At 69.4% G+C, this 25,159-nt stretch carries 26 protein-coding genes; 8 read left to right on the forward strand and 18 right to left on the reverse strand.

What is annotated here, in order from left to right:
* Positions 1-82: 82 nt before the first annotated feature.
* A complete protein-coding gene (locus ADL15_RS41605) occupies positions 83-1,678 on the forward strand; it encodes a nucleotidyl transferase AbiEii/AbiGii toxin family protein (protein WP_067704864.1) in 1,596 nt (531 codons plus the stop codon).
* A gap of 3 nt (positions 1,679-1,681) precedes the next feature.
* On the opposite strand, the gene ADL15_RS41610 is transcribed toward ADL15_RS41605, so the two are convergent.
* The 9 genes from ADL15_RS41610 to ADL15_RS41650 all read right to left on the reverse strand — a co-directional run bounded on the left by ADL15_RS41610 (position 1,682) and on the right by ADL15_RS41650 (position 9,073).
* Positions 1,682-2,434: a maleylpyruvate isomerase family mycothiol-dependent enzyme gene (locus ADL15_RS41610; RefSeq protein ID WP_067704151.1), complete on the reverse strand. Its 753-nt coding sequence runs from the start codon at positions 2,432-2,434 to the stop codon at positions 1,682-1,684.
* A 71-nt stretch (positions 2,435-2,505) separates the two neighbouring features.
* A complete protein-coding gene (locus ADL15_RS41615) occupies positions 2,506-2,988 on the reverse strand; it encodes a metal-sulfur cluster assembly factor (RefSeq protein ID WP_067704155.1) in 483 nt (160 codons plus the stop codon).
* The gene (gene sufU / locus ADL15_RS41620; protein ID WP_067704158.1) at positions 2,985-3,440 is read right to left on the reverse strand and encodes a Fe-S cluster assembly sulfur transfer protein SufU; all 456 of its coding nucleotides are present in this window, start codon (positions 3,438-3,440) and stop codon (positions 2,985-2,987) included. Before sufU ends, ADL15_RS41615 begins: the two co-directional genes overlap by 4 nt.
* Positions 3,440-4,669: a cysteine desulfurase gene (locus ADL15_RS41625; protein WP_067704161.1), complete on the reverse strand. Its 1,230-nt coding sequence runs from the start codon at positions 4,667-4,669 to the stop codon at positions 3,440-3,442. Before ADL15_RS41625 ends, sufU begins: the two co-directional genes overlap by 1 nt.
* 11 nt (positions 4,670-4,680) lie before the next feature.
* Complete coding sequence (gene sufC, locus ADL15_RS41630; RefSeq protein ID WP_067704164.1) at positions 4,681-5,439, reverse strand: Fe-S cluster assembly ATPase SufC; 759 nt, start codon at positions 5,437-5,439, stop codon at positions 4,681-4,683.
* Entirely contained in the window at positions 5,436-5,768 is a 333-nt protein-coding gene (locus tag ADL15_RS41635) for a non-heme iron oxygenase ferredoxin subunit (protein ID WP_083972425.1), read from the reverse strand. Before ADL15_RS41635 ends, sufC begins: the two co-directional genes overlap by 4 nt.
* On the reverse strand, positions 5,768-6,895 hold the full coding sequence (sufD, locus tag ADL15_RS41640; RefSeq protein WP_067704166.1) for a Fe-S cluster assembly protein SufD: 1,128 nt from the start codon (positions 6,893-6,895) through the stop codon (positions 5,768-5,770). The genes ADL15_RS41635 and sufD overlap by 1 nt, the downstream gene beginning before the upstream one ends.
* A 37-nt stretch (positions 6,896-6,932) precedes the next feature.
* Positions 6,933-8,354, reverse strand: coding sequence for a Fe-S cluster assembly protein SufB (sufB, locus tag ADL15_RS41645; RefSeq protein ID WP_067704173.1), 1,422 nt, complete (start codon positions 8,352-8,354; stop codon positions 6,933-6,935).
* Complete coding sequence (locus ADL15_RS41650; protein ID WP_067704176.1) at positions 8,351-9,073, reverse strand: helix-turn-helix transcriptional regulator; 723 nt, start codon at positions 9,071-9,073, stop codon at positions 8,351-8,353. Before ADL15_RS41650 ends, sufB begins: the two co-directional genes overlap by 4 nt.
* 115 nt (positions 9,074-9,188) lie before the next feature.
* Between ADL15_RS41650 and ADL15_RS41655 the strand changes: the two genes are divergently transcribed.
* Positions 9,189-10,151, forward strand: coding sequence for a COX15/CtaA family protein (locus ADL15_RS41655; protein ID WP_232344883.1), 963 nt, complete (start codon positions 9,189-9,191; stop codon positions 10,149-10,151).
* Between the two features lie 740 nt (positions 10,152-10,891).
* Here ADL15_RS41655 and ADL15_RS41660 read toward each other — a convergent pair.
* From ADL15_RS41660 to ADL15_RS41670, 3 genes are all read right to left on the reverse strand, one after another.
* Complete coding sequence (locus ADL15_RS41660; RefSeq protein ID WP_067704868.1) at positions 10,892-11,770, reverse strand: ATP-grasp domain-containing protein; 879 nt, start codon at positions 11,768-11,770, stop codon at positions 10,892-10,894.
* Entirely contained in the window at positions 11,770-12,063 is a 294-nt protein-coding gene (locus ADL15_RS41665; protein ID WP_067704179.1) for a hypothetical protein, read from the reverse strand. The genes ADL15_RS41660 and ADL15_RS41665 overlap by 1 nt, the downstream gene beginning before the upstream one ends.
* A 225-nt stretch (positions 12,064-12,288) precedes the next feature.
* Positions 12,289-13,245 carry a heme o synthase gene (locus tag ADL15_RS41670; protein WP_198171264.1) on the reverse strand — a complete coding sequence of 319 codons (957 nt, stop codon included), beginning with the start codon at positions 13,243-13,245 and terminating at the stop codon, positions 12,289-12,291.
* Between the two features lie 271 nt (positions 13,246-13,516).
* Here ADL15_RS41670 and tkt point away from each other — a divergent pair, with 271 nt between their 5' ends.
* The 5 genes from tkt (at position 13,517) to pgl (ending at position 20,184) form a co-directional block, all read left to right on the forward strand.
* A complete protein-coding gene (gene tkt, locus ADL15_RS41675) occupies positions 13,517-15,631 on the forward strand; it encodes a transketolase (RefSeq protein ID WP_067704185.1) in 2,115 nt (704 codons plus the stop codon).
* A gap of 15 nt (positions 15,632-15,646) precedes the next feature.
* A complete protein-coding gene (gene tal, locus ADL15_RS41680) occupies positions 15,647-16,786 on the forward strand; it encodes a transaldolase (RefSeq protein ID WP_067704188.1) in 1,140 nt (379 codons plus the stop codon).
* Between the two features lie 87 nt (positions 16,787-16,873).
* Entirely contained in the window at positions 16,874-18,391 is a 1,518-nt protein-coding gene (gene zwf, locus ADL15_RS41685) for a glucose-6-phosphate dehydrogenase (protein WP_067704191.1), read from the forward strand.
* A complete protein-coding gene (locus ADL15_RS41690) occupies positions 18,388-19,386 on the forward strand; it encodes a glucose-6-phosphate dehydrogenase assembly protein OpcA (RefSeq protein ID WP_067704194.1) in 999 nt (332 codons plus the stop codon). Before zwf ends, ADL15_RS41690 begins: the two co-directional genes overlap by 4 nt.
* Before the next feature lie 69 nt (positions 19,387-19,455).
* Positions 19,456-20,184: a 6-phosphogluconolactonase gene (pgl, locus tag ADL15_RS41695; protein ID WP_067704197.1), complete on the forward strand. Its 729-nt coding sequence runs from the start codon at positions 19,456-19,458 to the stop codon at positions 20,182-20,184.
* Positions 20,185-20,234: 50 nt separating this feature from the next.
* Here the strand turns inward: pgl and ADL15_RS41700 are convergent, their stop codons facing one another.
* Positions 20,235-20,642 carry a VOC family protein gene (locus ADL15_RS41700; protein WP_067704870.1) on the reverse strand — a complete coding sequence of 136 codons (408 nt, stop codon included), beginning with the start codon at positions 20,640-20,642 and terminating at the stop codon, positions 20,235-20,237.
* Between the two features lie 33 nt (positions 20,643-20,675).
* Between ADL15_RS41700 and ADL15_RS41705 the strand changes: the two genes are divergently transcribed.
* Complete coding sequence (locus ADL15_RS41705; RefSeq protein ID WP_067704200.1) at positions 20,676-21,278, forward strand: GNAT family N-acetyltransferase; 603 nt, start codon at positions 20,676-20,678, stop codon at positions 21,276-21,278.
* A 6-nt stretch (positions 21,279-21,284) separates the two neighbouring features.
* Here ADL15_RS41705 and ADL15_RS41710 read toward each other — a convergent pair whose 3' ends face one another.
* From ADL15_RS41710 to gap, 5 genes are all read right to left on the reverse strand, one after another.
* Positions 21,285-21,629 carry an RNA polymerase-binding protein RbpA gene (locus tag ADL15_RS41710; RefSeq protein WP_067704872.1) on the reverse strand — a complete coding sequence of 115 codons (345 nt, stop codon included), beginning with the start codon at positions 21,627-21,629 and terminating at the stop codon, positions 21,285-21,287.
* Between the two features lie 114 nt (positions 21,630-21,743).
* Positions 21,744-21,998 carry a preprotein translocase subunit SecG gene (gene secG / locus ADL15_RS41715; RefSeq protein WP_067704203.1) on the reverse strand — a complete coding sequence of 85 codons (255 nt, stop codon included), beginning with the start codon at positions 21,996-21,998 and terminating at the stop codon, positions 21,744-21,746.
* Between the two features lie 160 nt (positions 21,999-22,158).
* Entirely contained in the window at positions 22,159-22,950 is a 792-nt protein-coding gene (tpiA, locus tag ADL15_RS41720) for a triose-phosphate isomerase (RefSeq protein WP_067704206.1), read from the reverse strand.
* Complete coding sequence (locus ADL15_RS41725; protein WP_067704874.1) at positions 22,950-24,152, reverse strand: phosphoglycerate kinase; 1,203 nt, start codon at positions 24,150-24,152, stop codon at positions 22,950-22,952. Before ADL15_RS41725 ends, tpiA begins: the two co-directional genes overlap by 1 nt.
* Complete coding sequence (gene gap / locus ADL15_RS41730) at positions 24,149-25,147, reverse strand: type I glyceraldehyde-3-phosphate dehydrogenase (protein ID WP_067704209.1); 999 nt, start codon at positions 25,145-25,147, stop codon at positions 24,149-24,151. Before gap ends, ADL15_RS41725 begins: the two co-directional genes overlap by 4 nt.
* Positions 25,148-25,159 lie beyond the last annotated feature (12 nt).

Raw genomic sequence — 25,159 nt, forward strand, 5'->3', positions numbered from 1 at the left:
CCCGGATTTTATGCGTGAACATCGATGCATGGCGAGCAAAACGGTCGTCCGGAAGGCGTCGTTCCGGCTATTCTCCCGGGTCGTGAAAGAGATTACGGGGGACTTCGAAACCCACGTGACCGTCTATCCGAACCAGGCCGAGGTGCTCGCCGCGTTCGCCGCCGACCACGGCGCGACCTTCCTGCACATCGAACTGGACCGGGGCTCGGCCATGTCCCAGCCGATGCTGACGCTGCACGGCAGCGGCACCCTGACCGAGCAGCAGGCGGTGGCCCGGGACTGGTGCCACTGGCTGCGGGTGGCCGGGATGGACCCGATCCGCAGCAAGATCGAGGCGGCGCCATGGGCCGACGGCGTGCCACAGCACGACCGGGACGCCCGCGACGAGCCGGACGACAGGTACTTCGAACACCACCTCAAGCTGCGGCTGCCGGCCGGGATGACCGACCTGATCACGGTCACCGACCTGGTCGAGCCGCACGGGGCCCGGCTCTCCCGCAACGCCCGGTCCCGGTCCGCGGACGGCGCCGAGACCCGCTTCGTCAACCAGCGCTGCCACCGGGTCGGCCGGTCCACCGCGTCGCTGCGGCTGGACCGGCTGGTCACCGCGCTGCGCGAGGCCGGCCACGAGGTGGTCTCGGTCGAGCAGGAGTACGTGGTGCAGGACACCAACCTGGGCCTCGACGCCGGCTGGCTGCCCGGTACGACGTTCGGAGTCGCCCGCCCGGCACGCCGCAAGGTCCAGCTGGCGCCGGCCACCCCGCGCGGCTACCCGGCCACCTACCGGCCGGTGCCACAGCCGAAACGGACGCTGCGCCGCAGGTCACCGGACGTGCGGCAGGAACTGGTCTTCGACCCGGCGCTCAAGCAGCACGCGAACGCCTACCGGGCCGGTGAGCCGGTGTTCGGCGACCCGGCGGCCGGCGAGCGCTGGCGGGCCGCCCGGCGGGCCGCACTCGACCACGTCCTGGCCCAGCTGACCGGCGAGTCCTGGAGCCGGCACCTGGTGCTGCGCGGCAGCGTCACCATGCCGGCCTGGGTCGGCGCCGCCGCCCGCGAGCCCGGCGACCTGGACTTCGTGGTCACGCCGGCGTCGGTGACCAGCGACGGCGAGGCGGGCCGCCGGCTGTTCGACCGGATCGTCCGGGCACTCGGCGAGCGGCCCGGCGCCGGGCTGCGGGCCGACCGGATCGAACAATCCGAGATCTGGACGTACGAGCGGGCCGACGGCCGCCGCCTGGTCATCCCGTTCGAGGTCGAGAACGTGCCGGGCGGCATCGTGCAGGTCGACGTGGTGTTCGGTGAGGACCTGCCGGTCGCGCCCGAGCCGATCACCCTGCCCGGGGTGACCGGCCCGGTCCTGGCCGCCACCGCGGGACTGTCGCTGGCCTGGAAACTCCAGTGGCTGGCCACCGACTGCTACCCGCAGGGCAAGGACCTCTACGACGCGGTGCTGCTGGCCGAGCGGGCCACCGCCGACCTCGCGCTGGTCCGGGAGCTGCTGCGGCCGGAGCTGGGCGCGACGGCCGACGACTTCACCGCCGAGACCGTGCTGAGCTGGACCGACGTCCAGTGGGACAACTTCGCCCGGGACTACCCCGGCCTGGTCACCGAGCCGCACGAGCACCCGTGGCTACGGCGGCTGGCCGTGGCCCTGGACCGCGCCTGGCGGGTCTGACGATCAGTGCTTGGACCACTCGCGGAGCTGGACGGCGACCGCGCGGTCGCCGTCGATCCGGACGTCCTCCAGCGGGATCCGGCGGTAGAGGTGCAGGAGCAGGTCGCTGGCGGTGCCGTGCACCCGGGTGACCGGCTCACCGCTGGCCGCCGGATCCGCGGTGGCGCCGCTCGGTGAGAGGTCGAGCGTCCAGGACGGTCCCTCGATCGCCTGGAACTGCACCCGGGCCGGGCGGTGCGGCCAGGCCCCGAGCGAACCCATCACCACGGTGAAGAACTCGCTCATCCCGTCGACGGCGACCGCGGCCGGCAGCGGCTCGGGCTTGCCGAGGGCCTCCATGGCGTCGTAGGCGTGCACCGCCGACTCCTGCACCTGGTGCCGGGCCACCGCGCCCGAGGTGTGCGGACCGGCCGACTCGGGCCACCAGGCCCAGCACGGGGTGTCCGGCCCGGCGGCGCGCAGGGCGGCGTCGAGCATCCGGGTCGACTCGGAGAACCACTCCAGCAGGTCGCTCTCCGGCAGGGTGCTGCCGTGCCGTTCCTTGGAGGGTGGGCCGGACGGGTCCGCCTCGGTCACCACGAGAGCCCAGAAGCGCTGCACCTCACCGAGGTGCGCGATCAGGTCCCGCAGCGACCAGTCGGGGCAGCCGGGAACCCGGGCGTCGAGGGCCGGCGCCAGCGCGGCGGCCTCCCGCAGTGCCGCGGAGCGCTCCTCGACCAGCGTGATCAGCTCGGGGAAGGGCGGAGTCGGTGTCATTCCCGGTTTCTACCATCCAAATACGACAAAGGGCGGCACGCTTGTCGCGCACCGCCCTTTGGAGACACTTATCAGACGTTGAAACCGAGCGCCCGGAGCTGCTCGCGTCCATCGTCCGTGATCTTGTCGGGGCCCCACGGCGGCAGCCACACCCAGTTGATCCGGAAGTCCTGCGTCAGGCCGCCACCGGGGCCGGTGGTCAGCGCCTGCCGGGTCTGGTCCTCGATCACGTCGGTCAGCGGGCAGGCCGCGGAGGTCAGCGTCATGTCCAGGGTGACGACGTTGTCGTCGTCCACGTGCACGCCGTAGACCAGGCCGAGGTCGACGACGTTGATCCCGAGCTCGGGGTCGACGACGTCCTTCATGGCCTCTTCGACGTCGTCGGTGGACGCCTTCTTGACCGGTGCTTTGTCAGCGACCGGCTTTTCCTCCGCGACCTCAGCCGGGGCCGACAACTCGGCCTCCGGCACCTCGACCACGTCACCCGCGGCCTCGGCGGCGTCGCGCTCGGCAGCCAGCCAGGCCGGTACCTCGTCGGTCTTGTTGTCCGTCATGCCTTCACCTCCGGGCTCGCGCCCACGTCGACGCCCGCGCGAACGGCCGCGTCCTTGAATGCCATCCACGGGAGCAGGGCACACTTCACCCGGGCCGGGAACTTCGCCACCCCGGCGAAAGCGACCCCGTCACCGAGCACCTCTTCGTCCGGCTCGACCTGGCCGCGGCTCTGCATCAGCTCCACAAAAGCATGGTGGATCCGTGCGGCGTCGTGCCGGTCCTTGCCCTGCAGCAGCTCGTGCAGGACCGAAGCCGAGGCCTGGCTGATCGAGCAGCCCAGGCCGTCGTACGAGATCTCCGACAGATCGGCGGAGACCCGCACGGTGATCTCGTCACCGCAGGTCGGGTTGACGTGGTGCGCCTCCCCGTCGTACGGGTCGCGCAGTCCACGCCCATGCGGATGCTTGTAGTGATCCAGGATGATCTCCTGGTACAGCCCGTCGAGCATCATCAGCCGAACACCTTCCGCACCTGGTCCAGACCGCGCGCCAGGGCGTCGATCTCTTCCGTTGTCGTGTAGAGGTAGAACGAGGCCCGGGTCATCGCCGGCACCGCGAAGCGTACGCAGACCGGACGGGCACAGTGGTGGCCGACCCGCACCTCGACGCCGAGCGCGTCCAGGATCTGCCCGACGTCATGGGGGTGTACCCCGTCCACGGCGAACGACACGGTGCCGCCCCGGTTCTCGGACGACGTCGGGCCGAAGATCCGGACGTCCGGGACCGCGGCGAGCTGGTCCAGCGCGTACCGGGTGATCTCCTGCTCGTGCCGGTGGACCTCGTCCATGTCCAGCGCGGTCAGGTAGTCGACGGCCGCGCCGAGACCGATCGCCTCGGTGATCGGCGGGGTGCCGGCCTCGAACCGGGCCGGCGGCGGGGCGAAGGTGGTCTTCGCCATCGACACCGTCTCGATCATCGACCCGCCGGCCAGGAACGGCGGCATCGCGGCCAGCAGCTCGAACTTGCCCCAGAGCACGCCGATACCGGTCGGGCCGAGCATCTTGTGCCCGGTGAACGCGATGAAGTCGACACCCAGAGCGCGCACGTCGACCGGGAAGTGCGGCACCGACTGCGAGCAGTCCAGCATGACCAGCGCGCCGACCTGACGGGCCCGCGCCACCAGCGCGGTCACGTCGTTGATCGTGCCGAGCACGTTGGACATGTGCACCACCGAGACCAGCTTGGTGCGCTCGTTGACCAGCTCGTCGAGCTGGGACTCGTCGAGCCGGCCCTCGTCGGTGATGCCGAACCAGCGCAGCGTGGCGCCGGTCCGCTCGCAGAGCAGCTGCCAGGGCACCAGGTTGGAGTGATGCTCCATCTCGGAGATCACGATCTCGTCACCGGGCTTCAGGCCGAGGAACTGACCGGCCGAGTGCGCGACCAGGTTGATCGCCTCGGTGGAGTTCTTCGTGAAGATCACTTCATCGGGGCTGCCCGCACCGATGAAGCTCGCCACCTTGGCCCGGGCGCCCTCGTACATCTCGGTCGACTCGGTGCCCAGGGTGTGCACCGAGCGCGACACGTTGCCGTTGTGCTTCTCCTGGTGCGCGCGCATGACGTCGAGCACCTGCACCGGCTTCTGCGAGGTGTTGGCGCTGTCCAGGTAGACCAGCGGGTGGCCGTTCACCTCCCGCTCGAAGATCGGGAAGTCCTTGCGCACCCGTGCGACGTCGAAGCTCATGACTCGTCCTCTCAGGCCTTGGTGAGGAACTTCTCGTAGCCCTCGGCCTCGAGGCGGTCGGCCAGCTCGGAGCCGCCCTCTTCGACGATCTTGCCGCCGACGAAGACGTGCACGAAGTCCGGCTTGATGTAGCGCAGGATCCGCACGTAGTGGGTGATCAGCAGGAAGCCGGTGTCGCCGTTCTCCCGGACCCGGTTGACACCCTCGCTGACGATCCGCAGCGCGTCGATGTCGAGGCCGGAGTCGGTCTCGTCGAGGATCGCCATCTTCGGCTTGAGCAGCTCGAGCTGCATGATCTCGTGCCGCTTCTTCTCACCGCCGGAGAAGCCCTCGTTGACGTTGCGCTGGGCGAACGCCGGGTCCATCTGCAGCTTCTCCATCGCGCCCCGCAGCTCGCCGGCCCAGGTGCGCAGCTTCGGCGCCTGGCCGTCGATCGCGGTCTTCGCGGTACGCAGGAAGTTGGCCACCGAGACGCCGGGGACCTCGACCGGGTACTGCATGGCCAGGAAGAGGCCGGCCCGGGCGCGCTCGTCCACGGTCAGCGCCAGGATGTCCTGGCCGTCCAGGGTCACCGAACCGCCGGTGATCTCGTACTTCGGGTGGCCGGCGATGGAGTAGGCCAGCGTCGACTTGCCGGAGCCGTTCGGGCCCATGATGGCGTGCGTCTCGCCAGACTTGATGGTGAGGTCGACCCCGGCGAGGATCGGCTTCAGCTCGCCATCCGGCAGCTTCACCGAAACCTGCAGGTCGCGGATCTCCAGGGTGCTCACGGCTCTACTCCATTGCTCGGTGTCGTCGAAACGTAGATGTCTCCGTCGCGGATCTCGACGGGGTAGACCGCCACCGGTTCGATGGCGGGCGGTCCGGAGGGCTCACCGGTGCGCAGGTCGAAACGGGAACCGTGCAGCCAGCATTCCAGCGTGCACCCGTCGACCTCGCCCTCGGAGAGCGCCACCGAGGCGTGACTGCACTCGTCGCGGACCGCGTAGAAGTTGTCGTCGTCGGCGTGCACGATCGCGATCTCGACACCGTCGACCTCCACCTGGAGCGCGGTGCCCTTGGCCACGTCGGCCACCGGGCCGACGTTCTCGAACGTCACTATGACCCGGCCTCCACCAGCCGAGCCTCGATGGCGTCGCCCAGGCGCTCGCGCAGCTCCTCGACCGGGATCTTGTTGATCAGCTCGGCGAAGAAGCCGCGGACCACCAGCTTGCGCGCCTCCCCCTCGGGGATGCCGCGGGCCATCAGGTAGAACAGCTGCTCGTCGTCGAACCGGCCGGTCGCGCTGGCGTGCCCGGCGCCGGCGACCTCGCCGGTCTCGATCTCCAGGTTCGGGACCGAGTCGGCGCGGGCGCCGTCCGTCAGCACCAGGTTGCGGTTGATCTCGTACGTGTCGGTGCCGGTCGCGGCCGCCCGGATCACCACGTCGCCGACCCAGACGGTGTGCGCCGACGCGCCCTGCAGCGCCCCGCGGTAACCCACGTAGCTGCGGCAGTCCGGCACGCTGTGATCGACCAGCTGGCGGTGCTCGTGGTGCTGGCCGGCCGCCGCGAAGTACAGCCCGAACAGCTCGGCGTCGCCGCCCCGTCCGGTGTACTCCACGCTGGTGAACTGGCGGACCAGGTCGCCACCGAGGGTCACCTGCACGTGCTGGATCCGGGCGTCCTTGCCGACCCGGATCTTCACGTGCTGGGCCTGCACCGCGTCACGGTCCCACTCGGCGAGCGTGACGAAGGTGAGCTGGGCGCTGTCGCCGAGCACCACCTCGATGTTGTCGGCCAGGGTGACCGAGCCGGTCTGGTGCAGCACCACGGTGGCCTTGGCGAAGTTGCCGACCTTCACCACGGTGCGCGCGGCAGCGGCGTCGCCGCCCTTGCCGACCAGACGGATCACGGCCGCCTCGGCCGGTACGGCCTCGGCCGCCACCTCGATCACGGTGACGCCCGCGGCCGAGCCGTAGGCCAGCGCGCTGACCCGGTCGAACGGGGTCAGCACCGGCTCGACGTCGTCGGCTGTCGACACCGTCACGCCGGCCGGCAGGTCGGCGTACTCCACGGACGGGGCCGCCCCGGTCAGCGTCGTAGCCGTGACCAGGTCACGCAGGCGCTTGAGGGGGGTGAAACGCCACTCCTCCTCCAGGCCGTTGAGGGCCGGGAAGTCGGCGACGTCGAAGGAGCGCAGCACCTGCGACTTGGTGCGCGGCGGGGCGATGACCTCGGTTGTCATTTCTTCCTTTAATCCGCTTGTGATTGGGCCCGGGTGCTTAACCCACGGCCCCTTCCATCTGCAGCTCGATCAGCCGGTTCAGCTCCAGGGCGTACTCCATCGGGAGCTCCTTGGCGATCGGCTCGATGAAGCCACGCACGATCATGGCCATCGCCTCGTCCTCGGTCAGACCACGGCTCATCAGGTAGAAGAGCTGGTCCTCGCTGACCTTGGAGACGGTCGCCTCGTGCCCCATGTTCACGTCGTCCTCGCGGATGTCGACGTACGGGTACGTGTCCGAGCGGGAGATCGTGTCGACCAGCAGCGCGTCGCACTTGACCGTGCTCTTCGAGTGCGCGGCACCCTCGAGCACCTGGACCAGGCCGCGGTAGCTGGTGCGGCCACCGCCCCGGGCGATCGACTTGGAGATGATCGTCGAGGAGGTGTGCGGTGCGGCGTGCACCATCTTGGCGCCGGAGTCCTGGTGCTGGCCCGCGCCGGCCATGGCGATCGAGAGCACCTCGCCCTTGGCGTGCGCGCCGGTCATGTAGACCGCCGGGTACTTCATGGTGACCTTGGAACCGATGTTGCCGTCGACCCACTCCATGGTCGCGCCCTCTTCGCAGGTGGCGCGCTTGGTGACCAGGTTGTAGACGTTGTTCGACCAGTTCTGGATGGTCGTGTACCGGACCCGCGCGTTCTTCTTCACGACGATCTCGACGACCGCGGAGTGCAGCGAGTCGGACGAGTAGATCGGCGCCGTGCAGCCCTCGACGTAGTGGATGTAGCTGCCCTCGTCGGCGATGATCAGGGTCCGCTCGAACTGGCCCATGTTCTCGGTGTTGATCCGGAAGTAGGCCTGCAGCGGGATGTCGACGTGCACACCCTTCGGCACGTAGATGAACGAGCCGCCGGACCAGGTCGCGGTGTTCAGCGCGGCGAACTTGTTGTCGCCGACCGGGATCACCGTGCCGAAGTACTCCCGGAAGAGCTCCTCGTGCTCGCGCAGGGCGGTGTCGGTGTCCAGGAACAGGACACCCTGCTGCTCCAGGTCCTCACGGATCGCGTGGTAGACGACCTCGGACTCGTACTGCGCGGCGACGCCGGAGACGAGGCGCTGCTTCTCGGCCTCCGGGATGCCCAGCTTGTCGTACGTGTTCTTGATGTCCGCGGGCAGGTCGTCCCAGGTGGCGGCCTGCTTCTCGGTGGAACGCACGAAGTACTTGATGTTCTGGAAGTCGATCCCGGTGAGGTCGGCGCCCCAGTTCGGCATCGGCTTGCGGCCGAACAGGCGCAGGCCCTTGAGCCGCAGGTCGAGCATCCACTGCGGCTCGCTCTTCAGAGCGGAGATGTTGCGAACCACGGCCTCGGACAGGCCACGCTGAGCGGTGGCACCGGCGGTGTCGGTGTCGGACCAGCCGTACTCGTACTTGCCAAGTGCGGCGAGGTGCTCTTCCTGAGTGACGATCTGGTCAGTCATGTATCTGTCCTAACCGTGATTGCGGAGGTGTGCGTAGGGCGATGAGGGATGTGCGTGGTGCACACCCCGTCGCCGTGCGCGATGGTGGCAAGACGCTGCACGTGGGTGCCGATGAGGCGAGAGATGACTTCGGTCTCGGCGTCGCACAGCTGAGGGAACTCGGCGGCCACGTGGGCCACCGGACAGTGGTGCTGGCACAACTGGCCGCCGGACGCGATCGTGGTCGCGCTGGCAGCGTAGCCTTCCGCGGTCAGCGCATCGGCGAGCGCCTCCGCCCGGGCGATCGGATCGGTGCCGGCCTCTTCGAGAGCCGCACTGCAGCGGTCCTCGAGGGCCTGGATCTGCGAGGCGGCGAACGCGGTGACCGCCTGCGGGCCGTTGTTCTGCGCGATCCAGCGCAGCGCGGCGGCGGCGATGTTGTCGTAGTGGTGCGGGTTGAGATCCTCGCGGGCGGCGGCGGTGAGCACGAACGCCTTCGCCGGGCGGCCACGGCCACGCGGGCCGGTGCGCCGCACCTCGCGCGTCTCGACCAGGCAGTCGGCGAGCAGGGCGTCGAGGTGCTTGCGGATCGCGGCGGGGCTCAGGCCGAGCTGCGCGCCGAGCTCGGCGGCGGTGGCGGGGCCACGGCGCAGCAACTGGGCGACCCGGTCACGGGTGCGGCCGTCCGACACGGCAGCTGACGCCTCCGCACCGTTTCCGACCAGCACCTCGTATTTCACTACGCCAACGTTACGTATTTCCTCGGGCACCTGCAAACCGGGTTCCGGTGATCCGTCACACCGGCATCCGGGGGACGCGATTTTCAAGATCAAATTCGAGCGTACGATCGTCCGCGTGAAGTCCTTCGAGCCGCTGTTCCGCCCGTTCACCGCCGTGCTGCGTCCACTGGCCCTCGCGTCCCTGGTCGCCAACGTCGCGCTGATCGTCACCGGTGCCGCGGTCCGGCTCACCGACTCCGGTCTGGGCTGCCCGACGTGGCCCAAGTGCACCGACGGGTCATATACGACGACGTCCGCGATGGGCGTGCACGGCGTGATCGAGTTCGGCAACCGGATGCTCACGTTCGTGCTCGTGGCTCTCGCGATCGCCTGCTTCCTCGGCGCGTTGGGCCGGCCCCGCCGCCGGTCGCTGGTCCGGCTGTCGATCGCGGTCGGCCTCGGCATCCCGATGCAGGGCGTGATCGGCGGCATCACCGTGCTGACCCACCTCAACCCGTGGGTCGTCGGGCTGCACTTCCTGCTCTCGATCGCGCTGATCACGGTGGCCTACGCGTTCTGGCGCCGGATCGACGAGGGCGACGCCGCCCCGGTCCTCCTGGTGCCCGCTCCGCTCCGCGCCCTCGGCGTGCTCACCACACTGGCCAGCCTCGCGGTCGTCGCGGTCGGCGTGGTGGTGACCGGCAGCGGCCCGCACTCCGGCGACCGCGGCGCCAAGCGCAACGGCCTCGACCCGGCCGCCATCTCCCAGGTCCACGCCGACCTGGTCTTCCTGCTGATCGGCCTGTCGGTGGCGCTGTGGTTCGCCCTCCGCGCGGTCCCGGCCCCCGCGGCCGCCGTCCGTGCCGCCGGGGTGCTGGTCATCGTGGAGCTGTCGCAGGGCCTGATCGGCTTCGTCCAGTACTTCACCCACCTCCCGGTGATCCTGGTCGCCGCCCACATGCTCGGCGCCGGCCTGGTGTGGTGGGCGACGCTCGGCGCCCTGTGGTCCCTGCGCGAACGCCCGGTGGTGGCGGAGTCCACGCCCGCCGGCCAGACGCCGGCCCCGGCCCCGTCGAAGGATCCCGTTCCGGCCGCTTGACCGCGCCGGCCCGACGTCGCCGCCGCACCCTGCCTCACTCGCGGCCATGATGGACCGGGCCAGGGCGGGAGGGGTCGGCTGCGGGCTCGCTGGGGTTTGCTCCCCAGGCGAGGGACCTGGTGGTCACGGCCCGATAAGCCGGTCACCGCTCGCGTTCGGGCACTGCCGTCCGCAGAGGTGGGTGCCGACTCCGGGCCGACGATCCGGTCCAGACCGCTGATCCCGTTCCACCTGCACGGGTACGCCGTGGAGCCCGCGACGTCCCCGCTCCGCACCGCGCCGCAACGCGCATCACGGCCCAGCTGGCCCTCACGGCCCTTTCCGACCCTCATAAGGGCCGCCACAGCCAGCCCGGAGCACACAGCTGGCCGTCACGGCCCGAATCCGGCACCCATAAGGGCCGCCACAGCCAGCCGGAGCACACGGCTGGCCGTCACGGCCCGAATCCGGCACCCATAAGGGCCGTCAGAGCCAGCTGGGAGCACGGCTGGCTGTTGCGGCCCGAATCCGGCATCCATAAGGGCCGTCAGGGCCAGCCGGGTGGTGGGCGGGCCAGGTGCTTGGGGGTGGTGGGGTGAGCGGGACCACCGGTACATCCGGGAGGCGCTGGGCGGTCCGGGGTGGGCGGATGTCGCGGGGCGCCGCCACGAGACGGGCTGCTGCGGTTGGGGGCGGCCGTGCCCGTACAAGAAAAAGAAACGGACCGCGACAAGAGGCGCGGTCCGCAGCAAGCAGGTGGGTCAGAGGCGGGCCAGGATGCCGTCGGCCAGGCGGGTGGCGGCGGTGGGGGCTTCGCGGAGGAAGAGGGACGGCTCGGTGAGCTCCAGCTCGATCATCATGGGGCGGCCGTCGGGGCCGGGGATGACGTCGACCCGGGCGTAGAGCAGGCGCTTGGAGCCGCCGGGGATCGCGGCCAGGGCCTGGCGGGCGATCTCCAGCTCGGCGGCGGACGGGGTGCGCGGGGTGATGTCCTCGCTGCCCGGGTTGATCTCGTGCTCGCCGGTGCGCAGCAGCATCGGTCCCTTGCGGATCGCGTGGCTGAAGGTCAGCTCGCCGGTCGGGTCGGGCAGGCACAGCAGCGCGGTCTCGCCGGCGGTGGCGACGGCCGCCAGGTACGGCTGGACCATGGCGGTCCGGCCGGCGGCGGTGAGCCGGCTGACGTGCGCCTCAGCCTGCGCGCGCTGACCGGGCAGGGCGTAGCGGGCGGTGTCCTGGCTGCCGGCCGAGACCGTGGGCTTGACCACCCACTCGCCGTCCGCCGGCGCGGACCAGGACTCGCCGGGGCCGACGAACGTGGTCGGGATGATCGGGACGCCGGCCGCGGCGAGTTCGCTGAGATACCGCTTGTCGGTGTTCCACTCGATGATGTCGGCCGGGTTGGCCAGCCGTGGCACGCTCCGCGCCCAGGCCACGAACTGGTCGTGGCGGGCGACGTAGTCCCACGGCGAACGGATCACGGTGAGGTCGTAGCGGGACCAGTCGGCGCCCGTGTCGTCCCAGCGCACCGCGTCGACGGCCACCCCGCGCGCGACGAGAGCGTCGCGCAGCGGGTGGTCGTCGTCCCACAGATCGGGGAAGAGATCGCAGGTGACCAGGGCGACCCGGGCGTCGGCGGGCATCAGCGCGCCATGCTCCGCCGCGCCATCGACCGCCACAGGTCGTTGCTGGGACGCATCTGCTCGAGGAGCTCGCGCTCCCACTCGTTCTCCACCTGGACGCCGGCGTGCTCACACGCCTGCCGGGCGACACCGGTGTCCTGGGCGAACTGGTCGGACCACTCGCCGTCCTCACCGACCAGGACGATGCGGGCGCCGCGCTTACCGACGTACTCGATGACCGCCTTCGCGCCGCCGTGACCGGCGGCGAAAGACTTGATCTCTGAGGTCAGCGTCATTACGGAACCTTCTGCCATGACTCGCAGCCTAAGCAGTCCGCGAGGGATCGTGGGGTACTCCGGAAGCCTTTTGTGACCGCTGTTACCAGCAGGTTTCCCCGCGCGAGGGATAGTTATGCACCAATTACGCCCGATTTGCCCGGTGACCAGAATCAGTCTAATGAGTGACGGACAGTAGTTGACACTGATCACAATCCGGGCATTGTGTGCGACTCACCCGTAACCAGATCACCGAGGGCGATCTCAGATGAGAGCATCCACCGCGACCGCCAGGAACAGCAGCGTCAGGTACGTGATGGAGAGCTGGAACAGCCGCATCGGCTTCACCATCCCGCCGTTGCGGGTCTGGTAGACCAACCGGATCGACTCGCCCAGGAACAGCGCGCCGGTGACGACCGCGGAGACGGCGTAGATCCAGCCCAGCCCGAACTCGGCGCCGAGCGGCCACGCCACGACCGCCGAGGACACCACGGTGAGCACGGTGTAAAGCAGGATCTCGAAGTTCACCCGGGCGACGGAGCGCACCACCGGGAGCATCGGGATGCCGGCCCGCGCGTAGTCGTCCTTGTACTTGATGGCCAATGCGTAGAAATGCGGCATCTGCCAGAAGAAGACGACTGCGAACAGGGCCCAGCCCATCGGCGCGATCGATCCGGTCACCGCGGCCCAGCCGATGACCACCGGCGCGGCGCCGCAGACACCGCCCCAGAACGTGTTCGCCGGGGTGCGCCGCTTCAGCCAGAGCGTGTAGACCACGTCGTAGTAGAAGATCGAGAACGCGGTGAGCGCGGTCGCCAGCCAGTTGGTCAGCACCGCCATCAGCACCACCGACACCACCGCGAGGGTGAGCCCGAAGATCAGCACCGCGCGGGGGGTGATCTGGTGGGTCGGCAACGGACGCCGCTTGGTCCGCTTCATCAGCACGTCGATGTCGCGGTCGATGTAACAGTTCAGCGCGCTCGCCGCGCCACCCGCCAGTGCCCCGCCGACCAGCACCGCGAAGAAGGTGACCAGGTCCGGCCAACCTCCGGCCGCGAGCAACATCGTGGGCACCGTGGTCACCAGCAGCAACTCGACGATGGCCGGTTTGGTCAGTGCCACATAGCCGCGGACCACCGCCATCCGGTCACGTCGTGACTCGCGTGGCGCAGGCTCCGCCACGCCGGGCGACCGTCGCTGGACGGAACGCTCGGTGATCATGCTCACGGACAGCCACCTTCCGGCATTTGGACCAACTCGCAGCCGCGTGCCGGGTGTCCCATCGACCCGGCCAAGCCGCCCGGACAGCCTACGCGCCACCGTCTCCGCTGCTCGGGGCACCCAGCACGGGTGGAGACCATCACACCCCTCAACCGTGTGTCCGCTCACAGCGTATGTGCCTACGGCGTTCGCTGCGCAGACGTTTAGCCCTACTGGATAGGGTCAAGCCGAAAAGGGTTCCACATTCCCTGCCCCGAGGAGCACAACAGACGTGGGTGCCACAGTTCCTGCTCTCAATTGGTCCGACCTCGACCGCAAGGCGGTCGACGCGGTTCGGGTGCTGGCCATGGATGCCGTCGAGAAGGCCGGCAACGGCCACCCCGGCACGGCCATGAGCCTGGCCCCGGCCGCCTACCTGCTGTTCAACCGCGTGATGCGGCACGACCCGACCGACCCCCACTGGGCGGGCCGCGACCGGTTCGTACTGTCCTGCGGTCACTCCAGCCTCACCCTCTACATTCAGCTCTTCCTCAGTGGTTACAGCCTGTCGCTGGATGACCTGAAGTCGCTGCGCCAGTGGGACTCGCTGACCCCGGGTCACCCGGAGTACGGCCACACCTCCGGCGTCGAGATCACCACCGGCCCGCTGGGTCAGGGCATCGGCAACGCGATCGGCATGGCCATGTCGGCCCGCCGTGAGCGCGGCCTGTTCGACCCGGACGCCGCACCCGGCGAGTCGCCGTTCGACCACCAGATCTACTCGATCGCCTCGGACGGCGACATCGAGGAGGGCGTCAGCCACGAGTCGAGCGCCATCGCGTCGGTGCAGAAGCTCGGCAACCTCACGGTGATCTACGACGACAACCAGATCTCCATCGAGGACGACACCCGGATCGCCAAGAACGAGGACGTCGGCGCGCGGTACGCGGCGTACGGCTGGCACGTGCAGACGGTGAACTGGAGCGGCGCGGACCCGTACGTCGAGGACGTCGACGCGCTCTGGGACGCGATCCAGGCCGCCAAGGCGGTGACCGACAAGCCGTCGTTCATCGTGCTGAAGACGATCATCGGCTGGCCCGCGCCGAAGAAGAAGAACACCGGCAAGATCCACGGTTCCGCGCTGGGCGCCGACGAGATCGCCGCGACGAAGGAGATCCTCGGGTTCGCGCCCGAGCCGTTCGCCATCGACGACGACATCATCAAGTACGCGCACCAGACCGTCGAGCGCGGCAAGGCGGCGCACGCCGAGTGGGACAAGGGCTTCCAGTCCTGGGCCGCCGGCAACGCCGAGCGCAAGGAGCTCTTCGACCGGCTGGCCGCCAAGAAGCTCCCGGAGGGCTGGCACAAGGCGCTCCCCGAGTTCCCGGCCGACGAGAAGGGCCTGGCCACCCGGGCCGCGTCCGGCAAGGTGCTGGAGGCGCTCGCGCCGGTGCTCCCCGAGCTCTGGGGCGGCTCCGCCGACCTGGCGGAGAGCAACAACACCACGATGAAGGGCGAGCCGTCCTTCATCCCGGCGGAGTACGCCACCAAGGAGTTCCCGGGTCACGAGTACGGCCGCACGCTGCACTTCGGCATCCGTGAGCACGGCATGGGCTCGATCCTCAACGGCATCGCGGTGCACGGCGGCACCCGGCCGTACGGCGGCACGTTCCTGGTCTTCAGCGACTACATGCGCGGCTCCGTCCGGCTGTCCGCGCTGATGAAGCTGCCGGTCATCTTCGTGTGGACGCACGACTCGATCGGTCTCGGCGAGGACGGCCCGACGCACCAGCCGATCGAGACGGTGACCGCGCTGCGCGCGATCGTCGGCCTCGACGTGGTCCGCCCGGCCGACGCCAACGAGACCGCGTGGGCCTGGCGTGGCGCGCTGGAGCACACCGACCGCCCGACCGCGCTCGCCCTGTCCCGGCAGAACCTGCCGACCCTGGACCGGACCAAGTACGCGTCGGCCGAGGGCACCCTCAAGGGCGGCTACGTGCTGTCCGAGGCGTCCGACAGCAACCCGAAGGTGATCCTGATCGCCAGCGGTTCCGAGGTCTCCATCGCGCTCACCGCGCAGGAGCGCCTGGAGGCGGAGGGCACCCCGACGCGGGTCGTCTCGATGCCCTGCCAGGAGTGGTTCTTCCAGCAGGACACCGCGTACCAGCAGGAGGTCCTGCCGAGCGGGGTCAAGGCCCGGGTCACGGTCGAGGCCGGCATCCGGATGAGCTGGGACCGCATCCTCGGTGACGCCGGCGAAGCGGTCAGCATCGAGCACTACGGCGCCAGCGCCCCCGCGAAGATCCTCTTCGAGCAGTTCGGTTTCACGCCTGACAACGTCGTTGCCAAGGCCAACGCCTCGCTGGCCCGGGTCGGCGAGATCACCGGTCACAAGACCGGCAACTGACAGGAGTTGAAGGTAATGACCGACAGACTGGCAGAGCTCTCCGCCGCGGGTGTCGCGGTGTGGCTCGACGACCTCAACCGGGTGCGCCTGACCAGCGGTTCGCTGGACAAGCTGCGCCGCGAGCAGCACATGGTCGGTGTCACCACCAACCCGAGCATCTTCCAGAAGGCGCTGTCCGACGCGGACGCGTACGACACGCAGCTGCGTGACCTGGCCGCGCAGGGCGTGACGGTCGAGGAGGCCGTCCGCCTGATGACCGCCGCCGACGTCCGGGCGGCGTGCGACGTGCTGCGCCCGGCGTACGACGCCTCCAACGGCGTCGACGGCCGGGTCTCCATCGAGGTGGACCCGCGCAAGGCGCACGAGACCGACCCGACCGTCGCCGAGGCGAAGACGCTGTGGTGGCTCGTCGACCGGCCGAACCTGTACATCAAGATCCCGGCGACGCTCGCCGGCCTGCCCGCGATCACCCAGGTGCTCGCGGCCGGCATCAGCGTCAACGTCACCCTGATCTTCTCGCTCGAGCGCTACCGGGCGGTCATGGACGCGTTCCTGGCCGGTCTGGAGCAGGCGAAGGCGAACGGCCACGACCTCGCCAAGATCGGTTCGGTCGCGTCGTTCTTCGTCTCCCGCGTGGACAGCGAGGTGGACAAGCGCCTCGACAAGATCGGCACCGACGAGGCCAAGGCGCTCAAGGGCAAGGCGGCGATCGCCAACGCCCGCCTGGCCTATGAGGCGTACACCGAGGTCTTCGGCACCGAGCGGTGGACGGCGCTGTCCGGCGCCGGCGCGCACCCGCAGCGGCCGCTGTGGGCCTCCACGTCCACGAAGAACCCCGACTTCCTCGACACGATCTACGTCGAGGAGCTGATCGCGGCCGGCACGGTCAACACCATGCCGGAGTCGGTGATCTTCGCGTACGAGGACCACGGCACCACCAAGGGTGACACCATCACCCCGAACATCGGGCACGCCAAGCAGGTCTTCGCCGACCTCGCGGCGGCCGGCATCGACTTCGACGACGCCGTCAAGGTCCTCGAGGAGGAGGGCGTCGAGAAGTTCGAGTCCGCCTGGAAGGAACTCCTCGTCGACGTGGACAAGTCGCTGAAGGCGGCCAGTGCCGGCGCGGCGAACCCGAGCGACGCGGCCAAGTAACGAGCAACAGGTAACAGGGTTGTGCGGCCTGTCGTGAACACTTCGCGACAGGCCGCTCCATTCGCGAAAAACTGGCAGGATGACAACGTGGGTAATCCGCTGCGTACCGCACAGGACCGACGGCTCCCGCGGATTCCGGAGCCCTGCGCTCTGGTGATCTTCGGGGTCACCGGTGACCTGTCTCGAAAGAAGCTCATCCCGGCCGTCTACGACCTGGCCAACCGCGGGCTGCTGCCACCAGGTTTCGTGGTGGTGGGCTTCGCCCGGGCTGACTGGGGCGACGGCGACTTCGAGTCGCTCGCCTATGCCGCCGCCAAGAAGGGCGCCCGGACACCGTGGCGTGAGGACGTCTGGCAACGGCTCTCGAGCCAGTTCCAGTTCGTACCCGGCTCGTTCGACGACGACGGCGACTTCGACAAACTCTCCGAGACCCTGGACCAGTTGCGTGAGCGCAACGGCATCCAGGGCAACACGGCCTTCTACTTCTCCATCCCGCCGGCCGCCTTCCCGCTGGTGCTCAACCAGCTGAACCGGACCGGTCTCGCGGACAACGCCAAGTCCGGCGGCTGGCGCCGGGTGGTGGTGGAGAAGCCGTTCGGCAACGACCTGGCCACCGCCATCTCGCTGAACCAGCTCGTCGACGACGTGTTCAACCCGGACGACGTCTACCGGATCGACCACTACCTGGGCAAGGAGACGGTCCAGAACATTCTGGCGCTGCGCTTCGCGAACAACCTGTTCGAGCCGGTGTGGAACTCCAAGTACGTCGACTCGGTGCAGATCACCATGGCCGAGGACGTCGGCATCGGCACCCGGGCGGCGTTCTACGACGCGTCCGGCGCCGCCCGCGACGTGCTGCAGAACCACCTGCTCCAGCTGCTCGCGCTGGTCGGCATGGAGGAACCGACGAGCTTCGACCCGCAGGAGGTGCGGGCCGAGAAGCTCAAGGTCCTCAAGGCGATCGCGCTGCCGGCGGACATCGCGGCCGGCTCGGTCCGCGGGCAGTACCTCCCCGGCTGGGTGGCCGGTGAGCGCGCCGTGGGTTACCTCGAAGAGAAGAACATCCCGGCCGACTCGACGACCGAGACGTACGTCGCGGTCCGCCTCGGCATCCAGAACCGGCGCTGGGCGGGCGTCCCGTTCTACGTCCGGGTGGGCAAGCGGATGCCGCGCCGGGTCACCGAGATCGCGATCCTCTTCAAGCAGGCGCCGCACCTGCCGTTCGATCCGGCCGATGTGGAGATGCTGGGCAACAACCAGCTCGTCATCCGGGTGCAGCCGGACGAGGGCGTGGTGCTCAAGTTCGGTTCCAAGGTGCCGGGCACCTCGATGGAGGTCCGCGACATCGCGATGGACTTCCAGTACGGCGAGGCCTTCACCGAGTCCAGCCCGGAGGCGTACGAACGCCTGGTGCTGGACGTCCTGATCGGCGACCGGACGCTGTTCCCGGACGCGGCCGAGGTCGAGCAGTCCTGGCGGGTCATCGACCCGCTGGAGGCCGCCTGGGCGAGCACCGCACCGGAGCCGTACCGGGCCGGTGAGTGGGGCCCGCGAGCCTCGGACGAAATGCTGGAGAACGAGGGCCGCGCCTGGAGGCGAGCATGATCGGGCTGTGGGACACCACCGGTAACGAGGTCGTGAAGGCACTCGCCGCGGAACGCCGCAGTGCCGGGGGCGTGGCCTCCGGGCTCGCGCTGACCCTGATCGCCGTGGTCGAGGAGAAGAAGGTCCGGGAGGCCGAGGCGGCCGCCACGATAGCCGCCTCCGCGCACCCGTGCCGTCTGCTGATCGTGGTCCGCTCCGATCTGGACGGCCGCAGCCGGCTGGACGCGGAGATCGTCGTCGGCGGCCGGCTGGGCCCGGCCGAGGCGGTCGTGATGCGGATGTACGGCCGGCTCGCGCTGCACGCCGAGTCGGTGGTCATGCCGCTGCTCGCCCCGGACGTCCCGGTGGTCTCCTGGTGGCACGAGGAGCCGCCGAACATGATCGCCAACGACTTCCTGGGCGTGGTGGCCGACCGCCGGATCACCGACAGCGCGCAGGCGCCCGACCCGGTGGCCGCGCTGCGCCAGCGGGCGATCGACTACGCGCCCGGTGACACCGACCTCACCTGGACCCGGATCACGCTCTGGCGGAGCCTGGTGGCCGGCGCGTTCGACGCCACCGAGGCCCGGGTGATCGGCGCCAAGATCGTGGCGCCGGCGAAGGACCCGACCGCCTGGCTGATGCTCGGCTGGCTGAAGTCCCGGCTCAACATCGAACCGACGATGGAGCACACCGACCGCTCCCCGCGGCTGCACTCGGTCGAGCTGCAGTGTGAGAACGGCGACTACGTCCGGGTCACCCGGGAAGAGGGCACCGCCCTGTTCAGCCGGTCCGGTCAGGAGGATCGGTACATGCCGCTCCCCCGCCGGGCGGTCGGCGACGAGCTCGCCGAGGAGCTGCGCCGGCTCGACGCCGACCAGATCTACGCGGACGCGCTGGGTGCCATGGCCGGCGTCGCCGGTCTTGACCACCGGCAACCGATGCGGGTGCACGTCTGGAAGGACCCGACCCTGGCAGCCCGGGCCGCCGCGCCGACCGACGCGATGGCCGGCTAGTCCGTACAACTACATGAGAAGGGCCGTCCGCCGATCGGCGGACGGCCCTTCCGTCAAAGGAGAAGCCAAGTGAGTGAGACCGTGGTCGTGGTGGTTCCGGACGCCGACATCCTGGCGTCGACGGTGGCCGCGCGGCTCGTCATCCGGATCATCGACGCGCAGGCGGTGCACGGCACCGCCAGCGTGGTGCTGACCGGCGGCCGGGTGGCCGCCAAGGTGCTGCGCACGGTCCGGGAGCTACCGGCCGCCGCGGCGATCGACTGGTCCCGGGTGGACCTGTGGTGGGGCGACGAGCGTTTCCTGCCCTCCGGCGACCCGGACCGCAACGAGACCCAGGCCCGGGAGGCGCTGCTGGACGCGCTGCCGCTGGACCCGGCCCGGGTGCACGCGATGCCCGCCTCGGACGGCCCGGACGGTGACGACGCGACAGCGGCCGCCGCCCGGTACACGGCCGAGCTGACCGCCGCCGGTGACGGCCGGGTGGCCCGCTTCGACGTGCTGATGCTCGGGGTCGGCGAGGACGGGCACGTGGCGTCGCTGTTCCCGGGGCACCCGGTGCTCAAGGAGGAGGGTGCCGCGGTGGCCACCTTCGACAGCCCGAAGCCGCCGCCGACCCGGGTCACGCTGTCCCTGGCGACGATCCGCGGCGCCGACGAGGTGTGGCTGGTCGCCGCGGGTGCGGACAAGGCCGGGCCGATCGCGTCGGCGCTGGCCGGCGGGGATCTGCCGGCGGCTCGTGCTCAGGGCGTACGCAAAACGCTCTGGCTTCTGGACCAGGCTGCCGCGGCGAACCGCTGACCTCGAGCGGGGAAATGGTCCGGGCGCGCAGCGCGCCCGGACCGGGCAGGTCAGGTGCGGGACGAGATCTGCTGAACCGCCCAGGCGTTGCCGTCCGGGTCGCTGAAGAAGACGAATCCGACGTTGTCCAGCGGATCCGGGGTCGGCGACGGGTTCTCCCCCAGCGTCGTCACGTCGCTGACCTGGACGCCGCGGGAGACCAGCTCGGCGTGCGCCGCCTTGATGTCCCGGACCACCAGTTGCAGGCCCTTGAGCGAGCCGGGCGGCATCTCCGGCACCGCGCCCTTGCCGAACACGATCGAGCAGCCGCTGCCCGGCGGGGTCAGCTGGACGATCCGCACCTGGTCGCCGAACGCGGTGTCATGATCGACATGGAAGCCGAGTTGCTCGGCATAGAACCGTTTGGCCCGGTCGATGTCGCTGACCGGAACGATGACCACCTCGAGAGTCCAGTTCATGCCGCTCATGCTGCCATCCGTAGACTCCGGAAGGTGCCTGTTGCGATTCGCGCCTACCGATCGAGCGACCTCGACGCCATCTACGACATCTGCGTCCGGACCGGCGAGGCGGGCGGCGACGCACGCGGGAAGTACAGCTCGGACCGCCTGCTCGGGGACATCTGGGCGGCGCCCTACGTGATCCTGGAGCCGGAGCACGCGCACGTCCTGGACGACGGGACCGGCCGCCCGGTCGGCTACATCATCGGTACGGCGGACACCGCCACGTTCGTCGAGCGGTACCGCGCGGAGTGGCTGCCGGCCACCGCGGACCGGCTGGTCGACGGCGACCCGCGCGACGAGGAGATGCTCGAGCTGCACCGGCACCCGGAGCGGATGCTGCTGCCCGAGCTGCACGACCACCCGGCACACCTGCACATCGACCTGCTGCCGGAATGGCAGGGCAAGGGGCAGGGACGCGGCTTGATGGCCGCGTTCCTGACCGGACTGCGCGCCGTCGGCGTGCCCCGGGTGCACCTCGGCATGGCGCCGGAGAACCACGGCGCGCACGCGTTCTATCAGCGGCTGGGGTTCCGGGACCTGCCGGTCCCGGATGCCGGTGCGCTCTTCCTGGGCCGCGACACCAGCCCGCTGTAAAAAGCCTTACTCCCGGCCGCGGCGCTGCCGGACCTTGGCGAGCGCCTCGGCCAGGATCGCCGCGGCGTCCTCGTCCGAGCGGCGCTCCTTGACATAGGCCAGGTGCGACTTGAACGGCTCGGTGCGGGACCGGCCCGGAGGCTGCTCCTGGTCGAGGCCGGCGGGCTGGCCGCAGCGCGGGCAGTCCCAGGTCTCCGGAGCCGGCGCCTCAGCGGCGAACCAGATCCGGCTGTTGTGACCGGCCGCACAGAAATAGCTGACCTGCCGGCGCGGTGCGGGTTCGGTGCGCTCGTCGGGGCGCATCGGGCTGGAGCCGACTCGGCTGCCGCGGATGGCGCTGCCACTGGACACGGACGTCACTCCTGATCAACTCGGGCTTACCCTGATCACTTTTTTGATCAAAAAGACAAACCGCGCGGCCGGATGAACCGGCCGCGCGGCAGAGTCTACGACGGTTGTCGCGGGTCAGGAACCCACCGCGAGCTTGAGCCAGAAGCCGAGACCGACGACGCAGGCGAACCAGATGATGCCGACCAGAACCGTGTACCGGTCGAGGTTCTTCTCCGCCACCGAGGAACCGGCCAGGCTGGAGGACACGCCGCCACCGAACATGCTGGACATGCCGCCACCCTTACCGCGGTGCAGCAGGATCAGCAGGGTCAGCAGGATGCTCGTGATGATCAGCAACACGATCAGCGTGTACGCGAATCCGATCGGCATGGTCGGGTTCATTCCTCTCGAAGGGCACTGCAGCGGTCCCACAATAGCGGGTGCCCGGCCGTTTCATCCGGCCGGGCACGCGCGATTCGTAGCTCAGGTCGTTACACGCGGCTCAGCGAGCGACGTGCTCCTCTTCTCAACGAGCGACGTGCTTCTCTTCTCAGCGAGCGACGTGCTCCTTGAAGCGCACGATGGAGGCGAACTCCTCGGCGTCCAGGGCAGCACCGCCGACCAGGGCACCGTCCACGTCCGGCTTGGCCATGATCGAAGCGATGTTCGCCGCCTTGACCGATCCACCGTACTGGATGCGGACCGCCTCGGCGACGTCGCTGCCGTACTTCTCGGCCAGCCGGGCCCGGATGGCGCCACAGACCTCCTGCGCGTCCTCCGGCGTCGCGGTCTTGCCGGTGCCGATCGCCCAGACCGGCTCGTACGCGATGACGATCTGCTTGATCTGGTCTTCCTTGAGCCCGTCGAGGCCCGCGTCGACCTGCGCCGTGCAGTGCGCCACGTGCCCGGAGGCCTCCCGGATCGACAGACCCTCGCCGACGCAGAAGATCGGGGTCAGGCCGGCCGTGAAGGCCGCCTTGATCTTCGCGTTGACCAGCTCGTCGGTCTCGTCGTGGTACTCGCGGCGCTCGGAGTGCCCGATCGCCACGTAGGTGCAGCCGAGCTTCGCCAGCATCGAGCCGGCGATCTCCCCGGTGTACGCACCCGACGCGTGCTTGGAGATGTCCTGGGCGCCGTACGCGATCGCGAGCTTGTCGCCCTCGATCGCGGTCTGCACCGTGCGCAGGTCGGTGAACGGCGGCAGCACGACCGTCTCGACGGCCTCCAGCTGCTCACCGGTCAGGCTCGCCGCCAGCTTCTGGATCAGCAGATTCGCCTCGTAGTGGTTGAGGTTCATCTTCCAGTTACCGGCGATGATCGGCTTGCGGGTCACGTCACCCATCACTTCTCCAACGCGGCGACGCCCGGCAGCGTCTTGCCTTCGAGGTACTCCAGGGACGCGCCCCCACCGGTGGAGATGTGGCCGAACGCGGTCTCGTCCAGGCCGAGCGTGCGGACCGCGGCGGCCGAGTCGCCACCGCCGACGACCGAGAAGCCGTCGATCTTCGTGATCGCCTCGGCGACGCCACGGGTACCCGCGGCGAACGGGGCGAGCTCGAAGACGCCCATCGGGCCGTTCCAGAAGACCGTCTTGGCACCGGCGATCGCCTCGGCGAACAGCGCCGTGGACTTCGGACCGATGTCGAGACCGAGCCGGTCGGCAGGAATCTCAGAAATATCGTAGATTTCGTGGTCCGCGTCGGCTGAGAACGCGGTCGCCGCCACGACATCCACCGGGAGCACGATCCGACCGGCGGCCTGCTCCAGGAGCGAGGCACAGGTGGAGATCATCTCGGCCTCGAGGAGGGACTTGCCCACCTCGTGCCCCTGCGCCTTGAGGAACGTGAAGCACATCCCGCCGCCGACGAGGAGCTTGTCCACATTCGGCAGCAGCGCCTGGATCACGGCGAGCTTGTCGGAGACCTTCGAGCCGCCGAGCACGACGACGTAGGGCTGCTCCGGGCTCTCCGACACCTTCTGGAGAACCTCGACCTCCTTGAGGACGAGGCCACCGGCGTAGTGCGGGAGGCGGGCCGGCACGTCGTACACCGAGGCGTGCTTGCGGTGCACCGCACCGAACGCGTCATCAACGTAGAAGTCCGCGAATTTCGCCAGATCGTCGGCAAAAGCCCCACGCTCGGCGTCGTCCTTCGACGTCTCACCCTTGTTGAAGCGCAGGTTCTCCAGCAGCAGAACCTGGCCGTCCTCCAGCGCCTCGACGGCCGCGGAAGCAGAAGGGCCGACGGTGTCGGTCGCGAAGACCACCGGCGAGCCCAGCAGCTCGCCGAGCCGGGTGGCGACCGGAGCCAGCGAGAACGCAGGGTCCGGCGCGCCCTTCGGACGGCCCAGGTGGGACGCCACGATCACGCGGGCGCCGGCGTCGCGCAGGGCGATCAGCGTCGGCAGCACCGCGCGGGCGCGGCCGTCGTCACTGATGACCCCGGGGTTGGCCTTGTCGAACGGGACGTTCAGGTCGGCGCGCACGAAGACGCGCCGACCTGATACACCCTCGCCGAGCAGGTCGTCGAGAGTCTTCAAGATCAGGCTCCGACGAGCTTGACCAGGTCGACGAGGCGGTTCGAGTAGCCCCACTCGTTGTCGTACCAGCCGACGACCTTGACCTGGTTGCCGATGACCTTGGTGAGGCCGGCGTCGAAGATGCAGGACGCCGGGTCGGTCACGATGTCCGAGGACACGATCGGGTCCTCGGTGTAGACCAGGATGCCCTTGAGCGGGCCGTCCGCGGCCGCCTTGATCGCGGCGTTGACCTCGTCGACCGTGGTGTCACGGGAAGCGGTAAAGGTCAGGTCGGTGGCCGAGCCGGTCGGGATCGGCACACGCAGCGCGAAGCCGTCCAGCTTGCCCTTGAGCTCCGGCAGCACCAGGCTGACGGCCTTGGCGGCGCCGGTCGAGGTCGGCACGATGTTCAGCGCGGCGGCGCGGGCGCGACGCAGGTCGCTGTGCGGACCGTCCTGCAGGTTCTGGTCCTGGGTGTACGCGTGGATCGTGGTCATCAGACCCTTGTCGATCCCGATCGTGTCGTTCAGGACCTTCGCCATCGGGGCGAGGCAGTTCGTGGTGCAGGACGCGTTCGAGATGATGGTGTGCTTCGCGCCGTCGTACAGACCGTCGTTCACGCCCATCACGATCGTGATGTCCTCGTTCTTGGCCGGAGCCGAGATGATGACCTTCTTGGCGCCCTGGTCGACGTGCGCCTTGGCCTTGCTGGCGTCGGTGAAGAAGCCGGTCGACTCGATCACGACGTCGACATCCAGGTCGCCCCAGGGCAGCTTGCTCGGGTCACGCTCGGCGAACGCCTTGAAGGTCTTGCCCGCGACGGTGATCTCGTCGGCGGTGGCCTTCACCTCGTGCGGCAGGCGGCCCAGGATGCTGTCGTACTTCAGCAGGTGGGCAAGAGTGGCGTTGTCGGTCAGGTCGTTCACACCGACGATCTCGATGTCGGCTCCGGAGGCGAGAACCGCCCGGAAGAAGTTACGACCGATACGGCCGAAGCCGTTGATGCCAACCCGGATGGTCACAGGTGGTCTCCT

Origin of the sequence: Actinoplanes awajinensis subsp. mycoplanecinus (genome assembly GCF_001509495.1) — a bacterium.
Taxonomy (GTDB): Bacteria; Actinomycetota; Actinomycetes; order Mycobacteriales; family Micromonosporaceae; genus Actinoplanes; species Actinoplanes palleronii.

Bases quoted from the DNA above. Each gene is read 5' to 3' on its own strand.
- ADL15_RS41665 (WP_067704179.1), bottom strand. From the start codon at position 12,063: ATGGCAGAAGGTTCCGTAATGACGCTGACCTCAGAGATCAAGTCTTTC.
- ADL15_RS41670 (WP_198171264.1), bottom strand. From the start codon at position 13,245: ATGATCACCGAGCGTTCCGTCCAGCGACGGTCGCCCGGCGTGGCGGAG.
- ADL15_RS41625 (WP_067704161.1), bottom strand. From the start codon at position 4,669: ATGAGCTTCGACGTCGCACGGGTGCGCAAGGACTTCCCGATCTTCGAG.
- sufU (WP_067704158.1), bottom strand. From the start codon at position 3,440: ATGATGCTCGACGGGCTGTACCAGGAGATCATCCTGGATCACTACAAG.
- ADL15_RS41660 (WP_067704868.1), bottom strand. From the start codon at position 11,770: ATGCCCGCCGACGCCCGGGTCGCCCTGGTCACCTGCGATCTCTTCCCC.
- sufB (WP_067704173.1), bottom strand. From the start codon at position 8,354: ATGACTGACCAGATCGTCACTCAGGAAGAGCACCTCGCCGCACTTGGC.
- tpiA (WP_067704206.1), bottom strand. From the start codon at position 22,950: ATGGGTGACGTGACCCGCAAGCCGATCATCGCCGGTAACTGGAAGATG.
- ADL15_RS41610 (WP_067704151.1), bottom strand. From the start codon at position 2,434: ATGACACCGACTCCGCCCTTCCCCGAGCTGATCACGCTGGTCGAGGAG.
- ADL15_RS41690 (WP_067704194.1), top strand. From the start codon at position 18,388: ATGATCGGGCTGTGGGACACCACCGGTAACGAGGTCGTGAAGGCACTC.
- ADL15_RS41700 (WP_067704870.1), bottom strand. From the start codon at position 20,642: ATGAACTGGACTCTCGAGGTGGTCATCGTTCCGGTCAGCGACATCGAC.
- sufD (WP_067704166.1), bottom strand. From the start codon at position 6,895: ATGACAACCGAGGTCATCGCCCCGCCGCGCACCAAGTCGCAGGTGCTG.
- ADL15_RS41615 (WP_067704155.1), bottom strand. From the start codon at position 2,988: ATGACGGACAACAAGACCGACGAGGTACCGGCCTGGCTGGCTGCCGAG.
- tal (WP_067704188.1), top strand. From the start codon at position 15,647: ATGACCGACAGACTGGCAGAGCTCTCCGCCGCGGGTGTCGCGGTGTGG.
- secG (WP_067704203.1), bottom strand. From the start codon at position 21,998: ATGCCGATCGGATTCGCGTACACGCTGATCGTGTTGCTGATCATCACG.